Source organism: Streptomyces sp. CCM_MD2014 (assembly GCF_000772045.1).
Taxonomy (GTDB): domain Bacteria; phylum Actinomycetota; class Actinomycetes; order Streptomycetales; family Streptomycetaceae; genus Streptomyces; species Streptomyces salinarius.
The window spans coordinates 6,662,123-6,681,639 of the sequence record NZ_CP009754.1 but is presented as its reverse complement, the minus strand read 5'-3'; the positions used below and the strand labels follow the sequence as shown (position 1 = coordinate 6,681,639).

Genomic DNA, 19,517 nt, shown 5'->3' with positions numbered 1-19,517 from the left:
GCCAATTCACTGGCATCCGCACCCGCCTTCCGGAACACTCCCCCGCATGCCCACACCCCCTCCGACCGGCCCACTCGTCACCCGCGGCACGCTCGCCGGCGGGCTGCGCGAACTGGGGGTGCGCACCGGCGACACGCTCCTCGTGCACTCCTCCCTCAGCTCCCTCGGCTGGGTCTGCGGAGGCCCCGTCGCGGTCGTCCAGGCGCTCCTCGACGTCCTGGGCCCGGGCGGCACCCTGGTGGTTCCGGCCCAGACCGCCGACCTCTCCGACCCGGCCCTGTGGACCAGCCCGCCCGTGCCCGAGGAGTGGTGGGAGACCGTGCGCGCGGCCACCCCCCCGTACGACCCGCTGATCACGCCCTCGCGCGGGGTCGGGGTGGTCCCGGAGACGGTGCGCACCTGGCCCGGCGCCCGGCGCAGCGCCCATCCGCAGACCTCCTTCGCGGCCCTCGGCGCCCGCGCCGCCGAGGTGGTCGCGGGGCACGCGACCGACTGCCGGCTGGGCGAGCGGAGCCCGCTGGCCACGCTGGAACGGCTGGACGCCCGGGTCCTGCTGCTCGGCGCGGGCTACGACTCGTGCACGGCCTTCCACCTCGCCGAGTACCGGATCCCCGCCCCGCTGGTGGAGGTGGGGCGCCCGGGACCGGTGGGCTGGGAGCGGGTGACCGAGGTGTCGATCACCTCGGATCGCTTCGACGAACTGGGCCACGACTTCGAACGGGACCGCCCCGTCGTGCGCGGCCGGGTCGGCGCGGCCGACGCACGCCTGTTCCCGCTGGCCGACGCGGTCGCCTACGCCGAGCGGTGGCTGCCCCTGCACCGCCCCCGCGAGTGAGCACCCTCCCCGGTGTGACGAGGTTGTCCACACCCCCGCGCCCGGCCGGTCGTCCGTCTCCCTAGACTCGTGACCCATGCGAAGTGAGCCCGTGGTCCAGGTCCAGGCCCTGGTGAAGCGGTACGGCACGAAGACCGCGGTGAACGGCCTCGACCTGGTGGCCCGCACGGGCGTCACCGCCGTGCTCGGTCCCAACGGGGCGGGCAAGACGACCACCGTCGAGACCTGTGAGGGATACCGCAGACCGGACTCCGGCACGGTGCGCGTCCTCGGCCTGGACCCGGTGGGACAGGGCGCCGAGCTGCGCCCTCGGATCGGCGTGATGCTCCAGTCCGGCGGCGTCTACTCCGGCGCCCGCGCGGACGAGATGCTGCGCCACGTGGCGAAGCTGCACGCCCACCCGCTGGACGTCGACGCGCTGATCGAACGGCTGGGTCTCGGCTCGTGCGGCCGCACCACGTACCGCAGGCTCTCGGGCGGGCAGCAGCAGCGGCTCGCCCTCGCGATGGCCGTGGTCGGCCGCCCGGAGCTGGTGTTCCTGGACGAGCCGACCGCCGGACTCGACCCGCAGGCCCGCCGCGCCACCTGGGACCTCGTACGGGACCTGCGCGCCGACGGCGTCTCGGTGATCCTCACCACGCACCACATGGACGAGGCCGAGCAGCTGGCCGACGACGTCGCCATCGTCGACACCGGCCGGGTCGTCGCCCAGGGCTCCCCCGAGGAGCTGTGCCGCGGCGGCGCCGAGAACACCCTGCGGTTCACCGGCCGGCCGGGACTGGACGTCGCGTCCCTGCTCAAGGCGCTGCCCCCGGACTCCTCCGCCGCCGAGCTGACCCCCGGCTCCTACCGGGTGAACGGCGAGGTCGGCCCGCAGCTGCTGGCGACGGTGACCTCCTGGTGCGCCCAGCACGGGGTGATGCCGGACCGCATCTCGGTGGAGCGGCACACGCTGGAGGACGTCTTTCTGGAGCTGACGGGCAGGGAGCTGCGCTCATGACCACGACCTCGACCACGGGCGCCACCGGCGCCACCGGCACGTACGCGCCCCGGCCCGGTGCCGCGCCGCTCGGGCGGATGATCGCGGCGCAGGCCGTGCTCGAGACGAAGATGCTGCTGCGCAACGGCGAGCAGCTGCTGCTGACGGTGATCATCCCGACGCTCCTGCTCGTCCTGTTCAGCTCCGTGGACATCATCGACACCGGGGCCGGCGAGGCGGTCGACTTCCTCGCCCCCGGCATCCTCGCGCTCGCGGTGATGTCGACGGCGTTCACGGGCCAGGCCATCGCCACCGGCTTCGAGCGGCGGTACGGGGTGCTGAAGCGGCTGGCCGCCTCCCCGCTGCCGCGCTGGGCCCTGATGACCGCGAAGACGGCGTCGGTCCTGGTCACCGAGGTGCTCCAGATCGTGCTGCTGACGGTGATCGCCTTCGCCCTGGGCTGGTCGCCGCAGGGCAACCCGGGGGCCGTGCTGCTGCTCCTGGTCCTCGGCACCGCCGCCTTCTCCGGGCTCGGGCTGCTGATGGCGGGCACGCTGAAGGCGGAGGCCACGCTGGCCGCCGCGAACCTGGTCTTCCTGCTGCTCCTGGTGGGCGGTGGGGTGATCGTGCCGCTGGACGAGTTCCCGGACGCGGCACAGGACGTGCTGGGGCTGCTGCCCATCTCCGCCCTGTCGGACGGACTGCGGGACGTGCTCCAGCACGGGGCCTCGCTGCCCTGGGGCGACCTGGGGATCCTCGCCGTGTGGGCGGTCGCGGGGCTCGCGGCCGCGGGGAAGTTCTTCCGCTGGGAGTAGGAGCACATGCCGCAGGACGACCCTCGTGAAAGCGTGCACAAGCGGGCGCCTACGATGGACGGCGTGCCAAACGTGACCCGCGCCGATGCCGCAGCCGCCGTGCGCAACCCGCTCGCCTTCATCGCCGCGCGCTGGACCCCGCACCCCCGGACGGTCCGGCGGGCGGCCCTCGCGCCCCTCGTGATGTCCGTGATCATCGTCGTCACCGGCGGCGCCGTCCGGCTCACCGGCTCCGGGCTCGGCTGCCCGACCTGGCCCAAGTGCACCGACGACTCGCTCACCACCACGAGCGAGATGGGCTTCCACGGCGTCATCGAGTTCGGCAACCGCATGCTGACCTACGTGCTGTGCGCCGCGGTCGGCTGGGCGATCATCGCCGCCCGCTCGCAGAAGCCGTACCGGCGCAGTCTCACCCTGCTGGGGTGGGCCCAGTTCTGGGTCGTGATGAGCAACGCCGTGCTCGGTGGCATCGTCGTGCTCGTCGGCCTCAACCCGTACACCGTCGCGGCGCATTTCGTGGCGACGACGGCGCTGCTGACCCTGGCCACGGTGATGTGGCAGCGCACCCGGGAGGGCGACACGGCACCGCGCCCGCTGGTCGGCAAGTCCGTGCAGCAGCTGGTGTGGGTGATGGTCGTCGTCTCCGCCCTGCTGGTCGTGGCCGGCACCGTGGTCACCGGCGCGGGACCGCACGCGGGCGACTCCAGCGACGTGCCGCGGATGCCGGTCGACTGGGAGACGATCAGCAAGGCGCACGCCGTCCTGGCGTGGATCGTGGTGACGCTGACGTTCGCCCTGTGGTTCGTGCTGAAGGCCGTGGACGCCCCCAAGGGCCCGCTGGCCCGCACCCGCGACCTGTTCCTGGTGCTGCTCGCCCAGGGGGTCATCGGGTACGTCCAGTACTTCACCGACCTGCCCGAGGTGCTGGTCGGCCTGCACATGTTCGGCTCGTGCCTGGTGTGGATCGCGGTGCTGCGGGTGCTGCTGTCGCTGCGCGAGCGGCCCGGGGAGACGGTGGCCGGGCTGCCCGCTCAGGAGTACGACGCCACCAGCGTGTCGATGGCCGGTCCCAGGTAGCTCCGGGTCAGTTCGGCGCGGCGCCCGGTCCACTCCGCCGTGGCCCCGGGGCGCGCGCCGTTCCCGTACCGCCGCTCGGTGACGTCCTCGACGACCTCGCCGGGAGCGCCCAGGGCGGGCAGCTCCGCCAGGGCCTCCCGCTTGGTGATCAGGCGGCCCTCCCGCAGCGTGACGGTGGCGCGGGCGAAGGTGATCAGGCCCAGGTCGACCCAGACGTCCTGCCGCCACAGTTCCGCCCTGCGCACGTTCGGCCTCCAGAAGTCCCGCTGGTCGCGGACGACGAAGGCGTCCAGTTCCGGGTCCGTCACCGGCGGCAGCAGCCGCTTCGGCGACTCGCCGTGCAGGATGCGGCCGAAGCTGTGGAGTTCGCGCCGGGTGACGGGGGTGACCGGCCGCTTGAACAGCTGTTCGTGGGCCCAGGTCAGGTGCCGCCGGGCCGGATCCGCGACCGTGTCCGGCGACATGTAGGTGCAGTGCAGCAGTCCGGCCAGGGGCTCGTCGCGCAGCCGGGCGTGGAGCAGCCCGAGGCGCCAGGCCGTGCGGGCCGTGGCCGGGCGGGGCAGGACCGCGATCAGGTCGAGGTCGCTGCGGCCCTCCTGGTAGTCGCCCGCGCCCAGCGAGCCGTGCGCCCAGACGGCGACGGGGTCGAGGGGCGCGAGGCCGGCGAGGAAGCGGTCGAGCAAGGCGTCGGTGGGCATGCGCCCCAGTTTCGACCCGTCACTCCGGGGTGTACAGCCGTCACTCCAGTCCGTACACCCGGCCCGCGTTCCCCGAAGCGATCATCGCCGCCACCCGCTGCGCGTCCCCGAGGGACCACGCCCCCTCGGCCACCCACGCGCCCAGCACCCGGCCCAGGGCCTCGCGGAACAGCCGGGCGGCGACCACGTGGAGTTCGGGCAGGCCCTGGGCGCCGCTGGAGAAAAGGATCTTGCCGAAGGGGGCCAGCTCCAGGATCTCGGCGAGGACCGTCGCCGCGCGGGCGCCGGTGCGCACCAGGGCGGCGCCGGAGTCGGCGTAGACGTGCGGGAAGACGCCGGCCAGGTGGGCGGCGTGGCGGTGGTACGGGTAGCCGTGCAGCAGGACCAGGTCGGTGCCGAGACCCGCGGTGGCCCGCACGAAGTCGGTGAGCAGGACCGGGTCGGTGCGGTCGATGCGCAGGCCCGGCTCGCCGAGGCCCGCGTGCAGCTGGAGCGGCAGCCCCGAGGCGACGGCGATCCACAGCAGGTGGCGCAGCAGCACCGGGTCGCTCAGTTCCCCGCCGACCTCGCGCCCGGTGAGCCAGCGGGCGGCGGCCCCGCGCACCTCGCCCGCGCCGGGCGGCTCCGGGGCGAGGGCGAGGCCGTGGCGTACCCCCGCGACGGAGGTGAAGGCGACGGCGTTCGCGGCGGCGCCGTGCACGGCCTCGGCGAGGTTGGCGAGGAAGGACTCGACGGTGCCGGAGGTGTCGGCGACCTGCTCGGCGAGCAGTTCCAGACGCACGATCTCGTGGGTGTCGGCGTCCGCGGCGGAGGCCATCTCGGTGGGTCCGGTGAGGTCGCCGGGCAGTCCGGCGTCGACCAGGTAGGTGGTGATGCCGCTGCCGCGCAGCAGCCGGCGGTCGGCCTCCATGACGCCCAGTTCGCGGCGCCGGGCCAGGTAGCGGGCGGGCGGGCAGTGCGGTTCCAGGCCGAGCAGGGGCGGGCACCAGCGGCGTACCGCGAAGCCGGTCTGGGTGTCGAAGAGGGTGGTGCCCGGGGCGGGCGGGCCCTCGGTGCGGGCCAGCTGGGCCTCGAAGGTGCCGAGGCCCAGCTCCGTTCTCAGGACGCCGTGGCAGTACTGGTCCACCAGGGACGGCGTTTCGATCATCCGGGCTCCCCGTGCTGGGACCGTTCGCCTTTGCGGCTTCCTACGGTCCTAACGGGTGAACCCGGTCTCAGGTGTTGCTCGGGCCTCCGACCTGGATGCCCGCCATGCGCGACCACTCGTAGCGGCCCGTGGTGACCTTGGCCGCGAACTCGCCGTCGAAGTCCTCGTGGACGGTGATCCCGGACTTCTCCACCGCCTTGCGCGCCCGCTCGTGGGTACGGGCGACCAGGTCGCCCCAGGCTCCGTCCTCACCGACGAGGACGATCCGGGCGCCGCGCTCGCCGAGATGGGCCACCTGGGCCTCGGCACCGCCGTGGGCCTTGGCGAAGGCTTCGATCCGCCCGGCCATCCGGGTCACCTCGTACGCGTCCCACCGGTCGGCCCAGCCGCCCTTCGCGCCGGCCTGCTCCGTCTCCACCTGCTGCGTGTCTGCCATGACCAGGATGCTACCGACGGGTAGATCGAACGGCGACGGGCGGGGTGCGTGGCCTTGACCACGCACCCCGCCCGTCGCGGCAGGATCTCAGCGCAGGAAGGGGTCCACCGCGATCGCGAGGAACAGCACCGACACGTAGGTGATGGACCAGTGGAAGAGCCGCATCTCCTTGAGCTTGGCGCCCGTGACCTCGGCCTTGGCGCGGTTCTGCAGCCCGTGCGCCTCCCACAGCCACATGCCGCCGGCCGCCACGGCGACCGCCGTGTAGAACCAGCCGGTGTAGCCGAGCGGCGTCAGCAGCAGCGACACGGCGACCATCACCCAGCTGTAGATGACGATCTGGCGGGCGACGACCTTGTTGGACGCGATCACCGGGAGCATCGGCACGCCGACGCGCGCGTAGTCCTCCTTGACCTTCATGGACAGCGGCCAGTAGTGCGGCGGCGTCCAGAAGAACATCACCCCGAAGAGGATGATCGGTGCCCAGGACATCGAGTTGGTCACGGCGGACCAGCCGATGAGCACCGGCAGACAGCCGGCGATGCCGCCCCAGACGATGTTCTGCGAGGTGCGCCGCTTGAGGATCATCGTGTAGACGACGACGTAGAAGAGGAGCGCGCCGAGCGAGAGCCAGGCCGACAGCCAGTTGACGGTGAACCCGAACAGCAGCGTCGAGACGATCGCGAGGGTGATGCCGAAGACGAGGCATTCGACCGGACTGACCATGCCGGTCACCAGCGGGCGCTGCGAGGTCCGGTCCATCAGCGCGTCGATGTCGCGGTCGATGTACATGTTCAGCGCGTTGGCGCCGCCGGCCGACAGATAACCGCCGACGCAGGTCAGCAGGACCAGTTTCAGATTCGGAACACCCTGCTCGGCGAGGAACATCACCGGAACGGTGGTGATGAGCAGAAGCTCGATGATCCGTGGCTTGGTCAGCGCCACGAACGCCTTGACACGGGCCCCGAACGGCCGGTGACTCGGGCTCTGGCTCGTCCCGATATCCCCCATTGCCTTAAGGGCATGGGAGGTACCCCCACCCGCAGGACGGGATTCAACGGCCGTCACGCACACCCCTGACAGAGACATCCCAGCAAGCCCCGCCGTGTGAAGTGGCGGTAAAGGCTCGCGCGTACCACGCCACTTTAGACGTTGCCCATACCTCGGCCTTCGCGGGGGTGGGCTCGTGTTGGCGCGAGCGCTCCGACGTGCGTGCGGAGAGTCGATTGAGCAGTCAGATGAGCGGCTCCGTATTCACTTGCCGAATGCGGTTTCACCCGGCCGACAGGCGGATCGAGAAGAGTCCCGGCAGTCTGGTTTCCAGCGGAAAAACGCACGTACTTACGGGGGTAGGCTCGGCCATGGCCGGCCGACTCACGGACGCGCCGGCAGCCGGTGCACCCGTGCACCGGCAACCGACATGTGGAGAGGAGCCCTGACTCAGGGTGAGCACCAAGCCGACCACCGCAGACCTCGAGTGGACCGAGTTGGACCAGCGGGCCGTGGACACCGCCCGCGTCCTGGCCGCCGATGCCGTACAGAAGGTTGGCAACGGCCATCCGGGTACGGCGATGAGCCTGGCGCCCGCCGCCTACACCCTCTTCCAGAAGGTGATGCGGCACGACCCCGCCGACGCGAACTGGGTCGGACGCGACCGTTTCGTGCTGTCCGCGGGTCACTCGTCCCTGACCCTCTACACCCAGCTGTACCTGGCCGGCTTCGGCCTGGAACTGGACGACCTGGAGTCCTTCCGGACGTGGGGGTCGAAGACCCCCGGCCACCCGGAGTACGGCCACACCACCGGTGTGGAGACCACGACCGGTCCGCTGGGCCAGGGTGTGGCCAACGCGGTGGGCATGGCGATGGCCGCCCGCTACGAGCGCGGCCTGTTCGACCCCGGGGCCCCGGAGGGCGCTTCCCCGTTCGACCACTTCGTCTACTGCATCGCCGGTGACGGCTGTCTGCAGGAGGGTATCTCCGCCGAGGCGTCCTCGATGGCCGGTCACCAGAAGCTGGGCAACCTGGTGCTGCTGTGGGACGACAACCACATCTCCATCGAGGGCGACACCGAGACGGCCGTCTCCGAGGACACCTGCAAGCGGTACGAGGCCTACGGCTGGCACGTGCAGCGTGTCGCGCCGAAGCCGGACGGCGACCTGGACCCGCACGCGATCTACGACGCGATCCAGGCGGCGAAGAAGGTCACCGACCGCCCCTCCTTCATCGCGATGCGCTCGATCATCGCCTGGCCCGCCCCGCACGCCCAGAACACCGAGGCCGCCCACGGCTCCGCCCTCGGCGACGACGAGGTCGCCGCGACCAAGCGGGTCCTGGGCTTCGACCCGGAGAAGTCCTTCGAGGTCTCCGACGAGGTCATCGCGCACACCCGCAAGGCGCTGGAGAAGGGCCAGGCGGCCCGCGCGGTGTGGGAGAAGTCCTTCCAGCAGTGGCGGGACAACAACCCCGAGCGCGCCGCCGAGTACGACCGCGTCGCCAAGGGCGAGCTGCCCAAGGGCTGGGAGGAGAAGATCCCGGTCTTCGAGGCGGGCAAGGGCCTGGCGACCCGCGCCGCGTCCGGCAAGGTCCTCCAGGCCCTCGGCGCGGTCGTCCCGGAGCTGTGGGGCGGCTCGGCCGACCTCGCCGGCTCGAACAACACGACGATCGACAAGACGTCGTCCTTCCTCCCGGCGGGCAACCCGCTGCCGGAGGCGGACCCGTACGGCCGCACCATCCACTTCGGCATCCGCGAACACGCGATGGCCGCGCAGATGAACGGCATCACGCTCCACGGCAACACCCGCGTCTACGGCGGAACGTTCCTGGTCTTCTCCGACTACATGCGCAACGCCGTGCGCCTGTCCGCGCTGATGCACCTGCCGGTCACCTACGTGTGGACGCACGACTCCATCGGCCTGGGCGAGGACGGCCCGACCCACCAGCCGGTCGAGCACCTGGCCTCACTGCGCGCCATCCCGGGCCTGAACGTGGTCCGTCCGGCCGACGCCAACGAGACGGCGATCGCCTGGCGCGAGATCCAGCGCCGCTGGACCAAGGAGTTCGGCAAGGGCCAGCCGCACGGTCTGGCGCTGACCCGTCAGGGCGTGCCGACCTACGAGCCGAACGAGGACGCGGCCAGGGGCGGCTACGTGCTGTTCGAGGCCGAGGGCGGCGCACCCCGGGTGGTGCTGATCGCGACCGGTTCCGAGGTCCACGTGGCCGTCGGGGCGCGTGAGGCACTCCAGGCCGAGGGCGTACCGACCCGTGTGGTGTCCATGCCGTGCGTGGAGTGGTTCGAGCAGCAGGACCAGGGGTACCGGGACAGCGTCCTGCCCCCGTCCGTGAAGGCCCGGGTCGCCGTCGAGGCCGGAGTCGCACTGACCTGGCACAAGTACGTGGGAGACACCGGCCGCATCGTCTCCCTGGAACACTTCGGCGCCTCCGCGGACGCCAAGGTGCTCTTCAAGGAGTACGGCTTCACCGCCGAGAACGTGGCTTCCGCGGCGCGGGAATCCCTCGCCGCCGCCCAGCGCTGACGCTCGTATACGACACGTAGTAGGAGATGCATTTTCCATGACAGACGCACTCAAGCGCCTCTCCGACGAAGGCGTGGCGATCTGGCTGGACGACCTGTCGCGCAAGCGGATCACGTCCGGCAACCTCGCCGAGCTGATCGACCAGCAGCACGTCGTGGGCGTCACCACCAACCCGTCGATCTTCCAGAAGGCGATCTCGCAGGGCGACGGCTACGACACGCAGCTCACCGACCTCGCCGCCCGCGAGGTCACGGTCGAAGAGGCCATCCGCATGATCACCACGGCGGACGTCCGTGACGCCGCCGACATCCTGCGCCCGGTGTTCGACAACACCGGCGGCAAGGACGGCCGGGTCTCCATCGAGGTCGACCCGCGCCTCGCCCACAACACCCGGGCCACGGTCGCCGAGGCCAAGCAGCTGGCCTGGCTGGTGGACCGGCCCAACACGCTGATCAAGATCCCGGCCACCGAGGCCGGCATCCCGGCGATCGCCGAGACCATCGGTCTGGGCATCAGCGTCAACGTCACGCTGATCTTCTCGCTGGAGCGCTACCGCAAGGTCATGGACGCGTTCCTGACCGGTCTGGAGAAGGCCAAGGAGCGCGGCCTGGACCTCTCGCAGATCCACTCGGTGGCGTCCTTCTTCGTGTCCCGCGTGGACACCGAGATCGACAAGCGGATCGACGCGATCGGCACCGACGAGGCCAAGGCCCTGCGCGGCAAGGCCGCCGTCGCCAACGCCCGTCTGGCCTACCAGGCGTACGAGGAGGTCTTCGCCTCCGACCGCTGGGCCGCCCTGGAGAAGGCCGGCGCCAACAAGCAGCGCCCGCTGTGGGCGTCGACCGGCGTGAAGGACAAGGCGTACAGCGACACCATGTACGTCACCGACCTGGTCGCGCCGAACACGGTGAACACCATGCCGGAGGCGACCCTGTTCGCCACCGAGGACCACGGCGAGATCGGTGGCAACGCCGTCTCGGGGACGTACGAGCAGGCCCGCGCCGACCTCGACGCGGTCGAGAAGCTCGGGATCTCCTACGACGAGGTGGTCCAGCTCCTGGAGGACGAGGGCGTCGAGAAGTTCGAGGCGTCCTGGAACGACCTGCTGAAGTCCACGGAGGCGGAGCTCAAGCGCCTCGCTCCCTCGAAGGGCTGACAATTGTCGAGCAGCAATCCGCTGCGTGACCCCGCAGACCGACGGCTCCCGCGCATCGCGGGGCCGTCGGGTCTGGTCATTTTCGGCGTCACCGGCGATCTGTCCCGCAAGAAGCTCATGCCCGCCGTGTACGACCTCGCCAACCGGGGCCTGCTGCCGCCGGGCTTCTCGCTCGTCGGGTTCGCCCGCCGCGACTGGGAGCACGAGGACTTCGCCCAGGTCGTGCATGACGCCGTCAAGGAGCACTCCCGCACCCCGTTCCGCGAGGAGGTCTGGCAGCAGCTCATCCAGGGGATGCGCTTCGTCCAGGGCACCTTCGACGACGACGACGCGTTCGAGCGGCTGCGCGGCACCATCGAGGAGCTGGACAAGGCGCAGGGCACGGGCGGCAACTTCGCCTTCTACCTGTCGGTGCCGCCCAAGTCCTTCCCGGTGGTCATCCAGCAGCTCAAGAAGCACGGGCTCGCCGACCAGACGGGCGGCTCCTGGCGCCGCGCGGTGATCGAGAAGCCGTTCGGCCACGACCTGAGGTCGGCCGAGGAACTGAACGCGATCGTCCACGAGGTCTTCGCCCCGGACCAGGTCTTCCGCATCGACCACTACCTGGGCAAGGAGACCGTCCAGAACATCCTGGCGCTGCGCTTCGCCAACACCATGTTCGAACCGATCTGGAACCGGTCCTACGTGGACCACGTGCAGATCACCATGGCCGAGGACATCGGCATCGGCGGCCGGGCCGGCTACTACGACGGCATCGGCGCGGCGCGTGACGTCATCCAGAACCACCTGCTCCAGCTGCTCGCGCTGACCGCGATGGAGGAGCCCGCCTCCTTCGACGCGGACGCGCTGGCGGCGGAGAAGACGAAGGTGCTGGGCGCGGTCCGGCTCCCCAAGGACCTGGGCCGCGACACCGTGCGCGCGCAGTACGCCTCCGGCTGGCAGGGCGGCGCCAAGGCCGTCGGCTACCTCGAAGAGGACGGCATCGACCCCAAGTCGAAGACCGACACCTACGCGGCGATCAAGGTCGGCATCGACAACCGCCGCTGGGCGGGCGTCCCCTTCTACCTGCGCACCGGCAAGCGCCTGGGCCGCAGGGTCACGGAGATCGCGGTGGTCTTCCAGCGGGCGCCGCACTCCCCCTTCGACACGACGGCCACCGAGGAACTCGGCTCGAACGCGATCGTCATCCGCGTGCAGCCCGACGAGGGCGTCACCGTCCGCTTCGGTTCCAAGGTGCCGGGCACGTCGATGGAGATCCGGGACGTGTCGATGGACTTCGCCTACGGCGAGTCCTTCACGGAGTCCAGCCCCGAGGCGTACGAGCGCCTGATCCTCGACGTGCTGCTCGGCGACGCCAACCTCTTCCCGCGCACCGAGGAGGTCGAGCTGTCCTGGAAGATCCTCGACCCGATCGAGGAGTACTGGGACACGCACGGCACTCCCGCCCAGTACCCGGCCGGCACCTGGGGGCCCGCCGAGGCGGACGACATGCTGGAGCGAGACGGACGGAGCTGGCGCCGGCCATGAAGACAGACCTCACGGACACCACGGCCAGCAAGATCAACAAGGCGCTGGTGCTGGGCCGCCGGGCCATCGGCACCCCGGCCGTCGGCATGGTGCTCACGCTGGTCATCGTCACCGACGAGGAGAACGCCTACGACGCGCTGAAGGCCGCGAGCGACGCCGCGCACGAGCACCCCTCGCGCACGCTCGTCGTCATCAAACGCGTCTCGCGCTCCCCCCGGGACCGCACCAAGTCCCGGCTGGACGCCGAGGTCCGCCTCGGCGCCGACGCGGGCACCGGCGAGACGATCGTGCTGCGGCTGTACGGCGACGTCGTCGACCACGCCCAGTCGGTGGTCCTGCCGCTGCTGCTGCCGGACGCGCCGGTCGTGGTCTGGTGGCCGGTGAACGCGCCGCTGGACCCGGCCAAGGACCCGCTGGGCGCGCTCGCCCAGCGCCGGGTCACCGACACCTACGCCTGCGAGGAGCCGATACGGGAGCTGGTGGCCCGAGCGGAGGCCTACGCACCCGGCGACACGGACCTGTCGTGGACCCGCATCACGCCGTGGCGTTCGATGCTGGCGGCGGCCCTCGACCAGGTCGACTGCGAGGTGCGGTCGGTCGAGGTGGAGGGCGAGGAGTTCAACCCGAGCTGCGAGCTGCTGGCGATGTGGCTCGCGGACCGGCTGGACGTGCCGGTGAAGCGCACGGTGTCGGACGGGCCGGGTCTGACGGCGGTCCGGATGGACACCGACTGCGGTCCGGTCGTCCTGGACCGGGCCGACGGCACGCTGGCCAACCTCTCCATCCAGGGTCAGCCGGCCCGCGCGGTCGCGCTCAAGCGCCGTGAGACGGCCGAGCTGATCGCGGAGGAGCTGCGGCGTCTGGACCCGGACGACACGTACGCCTCGGCGCTGCGGTACGGCGTGGACCGGCTGAACGCGCCGGCCGAAGGAGGCCCGGGCGACGAGGGCGCCCTCGCGGTCGCCGCTCCCGTCGGGACGGTCGCGAAGGCTCCCGCGAAGGACGCGGCGCAGGAGAAGACACCGGTGAGGAAGGCGGCGGCGAAATGAGCGACACCCCGCAGCTGGTCGTGCACCGCGACAAGGAGCTGATGGCCGAGGCCGCGGCGGCCCGCCTGATCACGAAGATCGTGGACGCGCAGGCCTCCCGGGGCAGCGCGTCCGTGGTCCTCACCGGCGGCCGCAACGGCAACGGTCTGCTCGCGGCGCTGGCCGGCTCCCCGGCCCGGGACGCGATCGACTGGGGCCGGCTCGACCTGTGGTGGGGCGACGAGCGCTTCCTGCCGGAGGGCGACCCGGAGCGCAACGTCACCCAGGCGCGCGAGGCCCTGCTGGACGCGGTGCCGCTGGACCCGAAGCGGGTGCACCCGATGGCGCCGTCCGACGGCCCCCACGGCTCGGACGTGGAGGCGGCGGCGGCCGCCTACGCGCAGGAGCTGGCCACGGCCTCCGTCCCCGAGAACCACGCCGCGGTCCCGTCCTTCGACGTCCTCCTCCTGGGCGTCGGCCCGGACACCCACGTGGCGTCGCTCTTCCCGGAGCACCCGGGCGTCCGGGAGACCGAGCGCACGGTGATCGGCGTCCACGGCTCCCCCAAGCCGCCGCCCGTCCGCATCTCCCTGACCCTCCCCGCGATCCGCGCCGCCCGTGAGGTGTGGCTGCTGGCGGCGGGCGAGGACAAGGCGAACGCGGTGGCGATGGCCCTGTCGGGCGCGGGCGAGATCCAGGCCCCGGCAGCGGGCGCCCGGGGCCGCACCCGCACCCTGTGGCTGCTCGACTCGGCGGCGGCATCACAACTGCCGAGGTCGCTCTACCCACCGGCGTCGGCCTGATCCGGCCCGTCCGGCGTTTGAGGACGAGGCCGTCCAGGCCGAAAGGGAAGTCTGGGGGCGCAGCCCCCGGGGACGGGAACGGGAAGGGGCGGCGGGGGCGAAAACCCTCCCCGCCGCCCACCTCCGGTCACTTCACGGACCCCGCCATGACCCCCTGCACGAAGTGCCGCTGGAACGCGAAGAACACCACCACCGGCACCACCAGGGACAGGAACGCCCCCGGCGCCAGCACGTCGATGTTGCTGCCGAACTGGCGGATCTGCGACTGGAGTTCCACCGTCAGCGGCTGCGACGAGCTGTCCGCGAAGAGCAGCGCGACCAGCATGTCGTTCCAGACCCACAGGAACTGGAAGATGGCGAGGCTGGCGATGGCCGGCTTGCCGACCGGCAGCACCAGCCGCGTGAAGATCCGCCACTCGTTGCCGCCGTCCATGCGCGCGGCCTCCAGCATCTCCTTGGGCATCTCGGCGAAGTAGTTCCGCAGCAGGAACACCGCGAACGGCAGCCCGTAGGCGACGTGGAAGAGCACGACGCCCGGGATGGTGCCGAACAGGCCCAGCTGTCCGAAGAGTTTGGCGACCGGCAGCAGCCCGATCTGCACGGGCACCACCAGCAGCGCGACGACGACCAGGAAGACCGTCTCGCGCCCCGGGAAGTCCAGCCAGGCGAAGGCGTACCCGGCGAGCGCCCCGACGACCACGACGAGCACGGTCGTCGGTACGGAGATCAGCACCGTGTTCCAGAAGGCCTGGGTGATGCCGGAGTTGCCGAGGAGCGCCGAGTAGTTGTCGAGGGAGAGCTGCCCGGGGCTCGCCAGGGCCGTCCACCAGCCGCCCTTCGCCGTGTCCTCCGACGACCGCAGGGAGGACAGGAACAGCCCGGCCAGCGGCGTCATCCACACCAGCCCGATGAGCACGAGGAAGGCCTGGACGATCCCGTTGCCCAGATACCGCCGGACGGCGTTCATCGCTGACTCCTCATCGCTGACTCCTCTTGAAGCGGCGGACGTTGAAGACCATGGCCGGGACGACGAGCAGCAGGAGCAGGACGCCGAGCGCGCTGCCGAGTCCCTGGTTGTTGCCGCCGCCGAACGACACCAGCCACATCTGCGTCGCGAGCACCGTCGCGTCCTCCTGCACGGGTCCGGGCGCGATGATGTAGACGAGGTCGAAGACCTTCATCACGTTGATCACGAGGGTGACGAAGACGACCGTGAGAACGGGTGCCAGCAGCGGCACGGTGATCCGCCGGAAGATCTGCCACTCGTTGGCGCCGTCCATCCGCGCCGCTTCCAGCGCGTCGCGCGGCAGCGAAGACAGCCCGGCGCCGATCAGCACCATCGCGAACCCGGTCCAGATCCACAGGTACGCCCCGATGATGGCGGGCGTCACGAGAGCGGGTCCGAGCCAGGAGACGCCCTCGTAGGGCGGGGCGAAGTTGGAGGCGGGGAGCCTCACCGTGTAGGAGCCCTGGTCCAGCCCGTCGAAGGAGAAGGCGCCGTCGTCGCCGGTGGTCGTGGTGGCGACCGTACGGCCGTCGCGCACCGCCTCGACCGTCATCTCGGGCAGGCCGCTCTCGCGCCGGTCCACCCGGCCCCGCTCCCCTCCTCCGCCGGGTGTGAAGTCCAGGTAGACGACCCCGCGCACCTCGTCGGCGGCGGCGTCCCGTCCCGCCGCCCCGTACGCGGACTTCGCACCGGACGGCAGGTCGTCGGGCCCCACGCCGACCAGACCGAGGGCGACCGTGTCGCCGGGTGACACGCCCGCGCCGGTCCGGTAGGAGCCGTCGGCCCCCTTGACCAGGCCGCCGTCCCGGCCCTCGCGCGCCCGGGCGCCCGGGTAGCTCGCCGTGCCGGCGAAGGCGTCGTGCACGCCGGTCACGGCGGCGTTGAGGACGCCCTTGTCCGGGTCGTGGTCGTAGGCGAGCCGGAAGACGATGCCGGCGGCGAGGAAGGAGACCGCCATCGGCATGAAGAGGAGCAGCTTGAAGGCGGTGGCCCAGCGGACCTTCTCCACCAGGACGGCGAGGATCAGGCCGAGGCCGGTGAGCAGGCTGGGCGCGACGACGACCCAGATCGCCGTGTTGCGGATGGCCTTGAGAGTGGCCGGGTCGCGGAACATCTCGGTGTAGTTCTCGCCGCCCACGAAGCGCGTGCCGGAGGCGTCGAAGAAGCTGCGGCCGACGGAGAACAGCACGGGGTAGACGACGAGGGCGCCCAGCAGGAGCAGTGCGGGCAGGACGAAGAGCAGGGCGACGGCCGCCCGGCGCCGCCGCCGGGGACGCCGCAGGGGCGCCGGGCCGGGAGCGGCGGGCGGGCTCGCCTCTTTCACCGGGGCGGAGGTGGTCACGGCCGTCAGCCCTTGTAGGCCTTGGCCGCCGCGGCCTCGAGTTCGGCGGCGGTCGCCTTCGGGTCGGAGGGGTCGCGCAGGAAGTCCTGGAGGATCTTCCACTCGCCGGTGCCCTTGGTGCCGCCGAAGGCCGCCGGTGCCTGGTCGGACATGTCGAAGCGGACCGAGTTCCCGGCGCCGACGAGGGACTCGGCGGTGGCCCGGGTGACGTCGTCGCCGTAGGAGGCGGGGTCGAGGTTCTTGTTCGGGGAGAGGAAGCCGCCCGCCTCGGCCCACACGGCCGCGGCCTCCGGCGTCGCGAGGTACTCCACGAGCGCCATGCCGGCCTCGGAGTTCTTGCCGTCCTTGAGGACGACGGCCGCGTCGCCGCCGCTGACCACGGGCGCCTTGCCGCCGTCGACCGCGGGGAACGGGAAGAAGTTCGCGTCCTTGCCGATCTCCTTGCCGAACTGGTCCTTGGCGACCCCGGCGACGAAGTCGCCCTCGTAGACCATGCCGGCCTCGGGCTTCGGGCCGAAGACCTTCTCCACCGAGCCCGGGAAGTCGGTGTTCAGGGCGCCCTTCTGGCCGCCCTCTATGAGCTGCTTGTCCTTGAAGAGCTTGCCGAGGGTGGTGAGCGCCTCGACCACGCTCGCGTCGGTCCACTTCAGTTCGTGGGCGGCGAGGGCGTCGTACTTCTCGGGGCCTGCCTGGGAGAGGTAGATGTTCTCGAACCAGTCGGTCAGCGTCCAGCCGTCCTGCCCGGCGACCGAGAAGGCGGCGAGCCCGGAGTCGGAGACGGTCTGCCCGGCCTCCAGCATCTCGTCGTACGTCTTCGGCGGCTCGACCCCGGCCTGGGTGAGGGCGTCGGGGCTGTACCAGACGGTCGACTTGTGGGCGGCCTTGAAGTACAGGCCGTAGAGCGTGCCGTCGACGGTCCCGTACGTCTGCCAGACGTCCGCGAAGTTGGTGTCCACGGACTTCTGGGCCGTCTTGGACAGCGGCTTCAGCCAGCCGTTGCCGGCGAACTGCCCCAGCACGCCGACCTGCGGGACCATCACGACGTCGGGGGCGTTGCCGCCCTCGATCTTGCTGCCGACGACGGTGGAGACGTTGTCGCCGGTGGAGACGAAGGAGGTCTTGGCGCCGGTCTTCTCGGTGAAGGCGTCCAGCACCTTCTGGAAGTTCTCCTGCTCGGTGCCGGACCAGACTCCGGCCACGGTGACCGACTGTCCGCTGAGCGCCTTGTCGCCGCCGCCGGCGGTGACGGGTCCCGAGCCGCCGCAGGCGGTGGCGCCGAGGGCGAGGACGAGGGCGGTGCATCCGGTGAGCAGGGTGGTGCGTCGTCGCATCATCGTTGATGTCCCTTCGAAGGGTCGGGTGGAGCGAGGTCAGAGGCCGGCGATCCACCAGGCGGCGGTGGAGCCGGGCAGCACGCCGGGCGGGCAGGGGCCGTCGCTGGTGAGCAGCGGGGCGCCGGGGACGGGGGCGGGCGTGGGGGCGGTGCCGAAGTTGACGGCGCAGACCAGGCCGTCGCCGCGGACGAAGGCCAGCACGCCGGGCGGGGTGTCCAGCCAGCGCAGGGTGCCCTCGCCCAGTTGCGGCAGTTCGGAACGGAGTTGCAGGCCGTCGCGGTAGAGGTGCCAGAAGGAGCGGGTGTCGGCGAGGGCGCGGTCGGTGGCGTACGCGGCGAAGTACTCGGGCTGCGGCAGCCACGGCTTGGCGCTCCCTTCACCGGAGGTGAAGCCGAACGGGGACGCCTGTCCCGACCAGGGCAGCGGCACCCGGCAGCCGTCGCGGACCCTGGCGCGGCTGCCCGTGCGGTGGAAGATCGGGTCGGTGAGCACGTCGTCGGGCAGGTCGACGACCTCGGGCAGACCCAGTTCCTCGCCCTGGTAGATGTACGCGGCGCCGGGCAGCGCCAGCATCAGCAGGGCGGCGGCGCGGGCGCGGGCGGGGCCGAGTCCGCTGCCGTCGGTGGCGGGTTCGCCGTAACGGGTGACGGTGCGGACCTGGTCGTGGTTGTTGAGGACCCAGGTGACCGTGGAGCCGGTGCCGGCGATGTCCTGCATGGCCTCGGAGATGACCTTGCGGAAGGCGTCGGGGTCCCAGGGCGCGCCGAGCAGGTCGAAGAAGAAGGCCTGGTGGAGTTCGTCGGGCCGGACGTAGCGGGCGTGTTCGCGGGCGCTGGGGACCGAGACCTCGCCGACGAGGAGGCGTTCGCGGCCGTCGCGGGCGGTGTACTCCTCGCAGACCGCGCGCCAGTGCCGCCACACGTCGTGCACCTCGGGCTGGTTCCAGGCCAGCGGGTTGACCGAGTCGCGGGTGCGGGCGTCGGCCTCCGGGTCCGGGGAGTCGGGCAGCTCGGGGTGCTTGTAGAGGCCGGCGGCGACGTCGATGCGGAATCCGTCGACGCCCCGGTCCAGCCAGAAGCGGAGTATCCGGTCGAACTCGGCGGCGACCTCGGGGGTGCGCCAGTTCCAGTCCGGCTGTTCGGGCGTGAACATGTGCAGGTACCACTGGCCGGGGCGGCCGTCGGGCTCCGTCACGCGGGTCCAGGCGGGGCCGCCGAACATGGCGTGCCAGTTGTTGGGCGGCTCGTCCCCGTCCGGTCCGCGGCCGTCGGCGAAGTGGAAGCGGGCACGGGCCGGGCTGCCGGGCCGGGACGCCAGCGCCTCGCGGAACCACGGGTGCTCGCTGGAGCAGTGGTTGGGGACGATGTCGAGCAGGACCCGGATGCCGAGGCGGCGGGCCGCGGCGACCAGTGCGTCGAACTCGTCGAGGTCGCCGAAGAGCGGGTCGACGCCCCGGTAGTCGGCGACGTCGTAGCCGTGGTCGTGCTGGGGCGAGGGGTAGAAGGGGCTCAGCCAGATCCCGTCCACGCCGAGTTTGCGCAGGTAGGGCAGTCCGGCCCGGACACCGGCGAGATCGCCGACGCCGTCGCCGGTGCTGTCGAGGAAGCTGCGGACGTAGACCTGGTAGATCACCGCGTCACGCCACCAGTGGTGCCTGTTCACCCCGAGGACCTGTCTGTTGAGAGCCGTCGCTGTTGTGCATGCATGTTAGGTAGCGATGTCGCGAGGGTGTCAACGAAAAGAACGAAAGCTACTCAGTGGTTGGGGCAGCATAGGCGGATTTTTCACCGCACTGAGAACG

Annotated in this window: 17 protein-coding genes; 9 read left to right on the top strand and 8 right to left on the bottom strand. The window is 71.4% G+C overall.

From position 1 onward, the window contains the following. Positions 1 to 46: 46 nt before the first annotated feature. From NI25_RS29675 to NI25_RS29660, 4 genes are all read left to right on the top strand, one after another. A complete protein-coding gene (locus tag NI25_RS29675) occupies positions 47 to 835 on the top strand; it encodes an aminoglycoside N(3)-acetyltransferase (protein ID WP_061445392.1) in 789 nt (262 codons plus the stop codon). A gap of 76 nt (positions 836 to 911) precedes the next feature. Further along, positions 912 to 1,835, top strand: coding sequence for an ABC transporter ATP-binding protein (locus tag NI25_RS29670; protein ID WP_061445391.1), 924 nt, complete (start codon positions 912 to 914; stop codon positions 1,833 to 1,835). Then, positions 1,832 to 2,629, top strand: a complete 798-nt coding sequence (locus NI25_RS29665) for an ABC transporter permease (protein WP_061445390.1) — start codon at positions 1,832 to 1,834, stop codon at positions 2,627 to 2,629. Before NI25_RS29670 ends, NI25_RS29665 begins: the two co-directional genes overlap by 4 nt. Positions 2,630 to 2,683: 54 nt before the next feature. After that, a complete protein-coding gene (locus NI25_RS29660; RefSeq protein ID WP_228951032.1) occupies positions 2,684 to 3,706 on the top strand; it encodes a COX15/CtaA family protein in 1,023 nt (340 codons plus the stop codon). On the opposite strand, the gene NI25_RS29655 is transcribed toward NI25_RS29660, so the two are convergent. The 4 genes from NI25_RS29655 to NI25_RS29640 form a co-directional block, all read right to left on the bottom strand. Continuing rightward, positions 3,661 to 4,404 carry a nucleotidyltransferase domain-containing protein gene (locus tag NI25_RS29655; RefSeq protein ID WP_061445388.1) on the bottom strand — a complete coding sequence of 248 codons (744 nt, stop codon included), beginning with the start codon at positions 4,402 to 4,404 and terminating at the stop codon, positions 3,661 to 3,663. The two genes, NI25_RS29660 and NI25_RS29655, sit on opposite strands and share 46 nt — an antisense overlap. Positions 4,405 to 4,444: 40 nt before the next feature. Next, positions 4,445 to 5,551 (bottom strand): amidohydrolase family protein, encoded by a 1,107-nt coding sequence (locus NI25_RS29650; RefSeq protein WP_061445387.1) that lies wholly within the window; start codon positions 5,549 to 5,551, stop codon positions 4,445 to 4,447. 67 nt (positions 5,552 to 5,618) lie between these two features. Further along, on the bottom strand, positions 5,619 to 5,987 hold the full coding sequence (locus NI25_RS29645; protein WP_061445386.1) for a hypothetical protein: 369 nt from the start codon (positions 5,985 to 5,987) through the stop codon (positions 5,619 to 5,621). Between the two features lie 87 nt (positions 5,988 to 6,074). Continuing rightward, positions 6,075 to 7,061 carry a heme o synthase gene (locus NI25_RS29640; protein WP_078884772.1) on the bottom strand — a complete coding sequence of 329 codons (987 nt, stop codon included), beginning with the start codon at positions 7,059 to 7,061 and terminating at the stop codon, positions 6,075 to 6,077. Between the two features lie 371 nt (positions 7,062 to 7,432). On the opposite strand from NI25_RS29640, the gene tkt reads away from it, so the two are divergent. From tkt to pgl, 5 genes are read left to right on the top strand one after another with little or no spacing between them, the layout of a single operon-like run. Further along, a complete protein-coding gene (gene tkt, locus NI25_RS29635; protein ID WP_061445384.1) occupies positions 7,433 to 9,520 on the top strand; it encodes a transketolase in 2,088 nt (695 codons plus the stop codon). A 37-nt stretch (positions 9,521 to 9,557) separates the two neighbouring features. Beyond that, entirely contained in the window at positions 9,558 to 10,676 is a 1,119-nt protein-coding gene (gene tal / locus NI25_RS38890; protein WP_061445383.1) for a transaldolase, read from the top strand. 3 nt (positions 10,677 to 10,679) lie between these two features. After that, positions 10,680 to 12,203, top strand: a complete 1,524-nt coding sequence (gene zwf, locus NI25_RS38885; RefSeq protein WP_061445382.1) for a glucose-6-phosphate dehydrogenase — start codon at positions 10,680 to 10,682, stop codon at positions 12,201 to 12,203. Next, positions 12,200 to 13,252 (top strand): glucose-6-phosphate dehydrogenase assembly protein OpcA, encoded by a 1,053-nt coding sequence (gene opcA, locus NI25_RS29620; protein ID WP_061445381.1) that lies wholly within the window; start codon positions 12,200 to 12,202, stop codon positions 13,250 to 13,252. Before zwf ends, opcA begins: the two co-directional genes overlap by 4 nt. Continuing rightward, a complete protein-coding gene (gene pgl / locus NI25_RS29615) occupies positions 13,249 to 14,034 on the top strand; it encodes a 6-phosphogluconolactonase (RefSeq protein WP_061445380.1) in 786 nt (261 codons plus the stop codon). Before opcA ends, pgl begins: the two co-directional genes overlap by 4 nt. A gap of 127 nt (positions 14,035 to 14,161) precedes the next feature. On the opposite strand, the gene NI25_RS29610 is transcribed toward pgl, so the two are convergent. The 4 genes from NI25_RS29610 to NI25_RS29595 are packed head-to-tail and all read right to left on the bottom strand — an operon-like array spanning position 14,162 to position 19,378. Continuing rightward, positions 14,162 to 15,001 carry a carbohydrate ABC transporter permease gene (locus tag NI25_RS29610; protein WP_061445379.1) on the bottom strand — a complete coding sequence of 280 codons (840 nt, stop codon included), beginning with the start codon at positions 14,999 to 15,001 and terminating at the stop codon, positions 14,162 to 14,164. 10 nt (positions 15,002 to 15,011) lie between these two features. After that, positions 15,012 to 16,391 (bottom strand): ABC transporter permease subunit, encoded by a 1,380-nt coding sequence (locus tag NI25_RS29605; protein WP_420710815.1) that lies wholly within the window; start codon positions 16,389 to 16,391, stop codon positions 15,012 to 15,014. Next, entirely contained in the window at positions 16,388 to 17,716 is a 1,329-nt protein-coding gene (locus NI25_RS29600; RefSeq protein ID WP_061445377.1) for an ABC transporter substrate-binding protein, read from the bottom strand. Before NI25_RS29600 ends, NI25_RS29605 begins: the two co-directional genes overlap by 4 nt. Before the next feature lie 36 nt (positions 17,717 to 17,752). Continuing rightward, entirely contained in the window at positions 17,753 to 19,378 is a 1,626-nt protein-coding gene (locus tag NI25_RS29595; protein WP_061445376.1) for a glycoside hydrolase family 13 protein, read from the bottom strand. Positions 19,379 to 19,517: the final 139 nt, after the last annotated feature.

Excerpts from the sequence above, each read along its gene's own strand:
- NI25_RS29610 (WP_061445379.1), bottom strand. The coding sequence starts at position 15,001 with ATGAACGCCGTCCGGCGGTATCTGGGCAACGGGATCGTCCAGGCCTTC.
- NI25_RS29650 (WP_061445387.1), bottom strand. The coding sequence starts at position 5,551 with ATGATCGAAACGCCGTCCCTGGTGGACCAGTACTGCCACGGCGTCCTG.
- opcA (WP_061445381.1), top strand. The coding sequence starts at position 12,200 with ATGAAGACAGACCTCACGGACACCACGGCCAGCAAGATCAACAAGGCG.
- NI25_RS29670 (WP_061445391.1), top strand. The coding sequence starts at position 912 with ATGCGAAGTGAGCCCGTGGTCCAGGTCCAGGCCCTGGTGAAGCGGTAC.
- NI25_RS29665 (WP_061445390.1), top strand. The coding sequence starts at position 1,832 with ATGACCACGACCTCGACCACGGGCGCCACCGGCGCCACCGGCACGTAC.
- NI25_RS29660 (WP_228951032.1), top strand. The coding sequence starts at position 2,684 with ATGGACGGCGTGCCAAACGTGACCCGCGCCGATGCCGCAGCCGCCGTG.
- pgl (WP_061445380.1), top strand. The coding sequence starts at position 13,249 with ATGAGCGACACCCCGCAGCTGGTCGTGCACCGCGACAAGGAGCTGATG.
- NI25_RS29600 (WP_061445377.1), bottom strand. The coding sequence starts at position 17,716 with ATGATGCGACGACGCACCACCCTGCTCACCGGATGCACCGCCCTCGTC.
- NI25_RS29675 (WP_061445392.1), top strand. The coding sequence starts at position 47 with ATGCCCACACCCCCTCCGACCGGCCCACTCGTCACCCGCGGCACGCTC.
- NI25_RS29645 (WP_061445386.1), bottom strand. The coding sequence starts at position 5,987 with ATGGCAGACACGCAGCAGGTGGAGACGGAGCAGGCCGGCGCGAAGGGC.
- NI25_RS29655 (WP_061445388.1), bottom strand. The coding sequence starts at position 4,404 with ATGCCCACCGACGCCTTGCTCGACCGCTTCCTCGCCGGCCTCGCGCCC.
- tal (WP_061445383.1), top strand. The coding sequence starts at position 9,558 with ATGACAGACGCACTCAAGCGCCTCTCCGACGAAGGCGTGGCGATCTGG.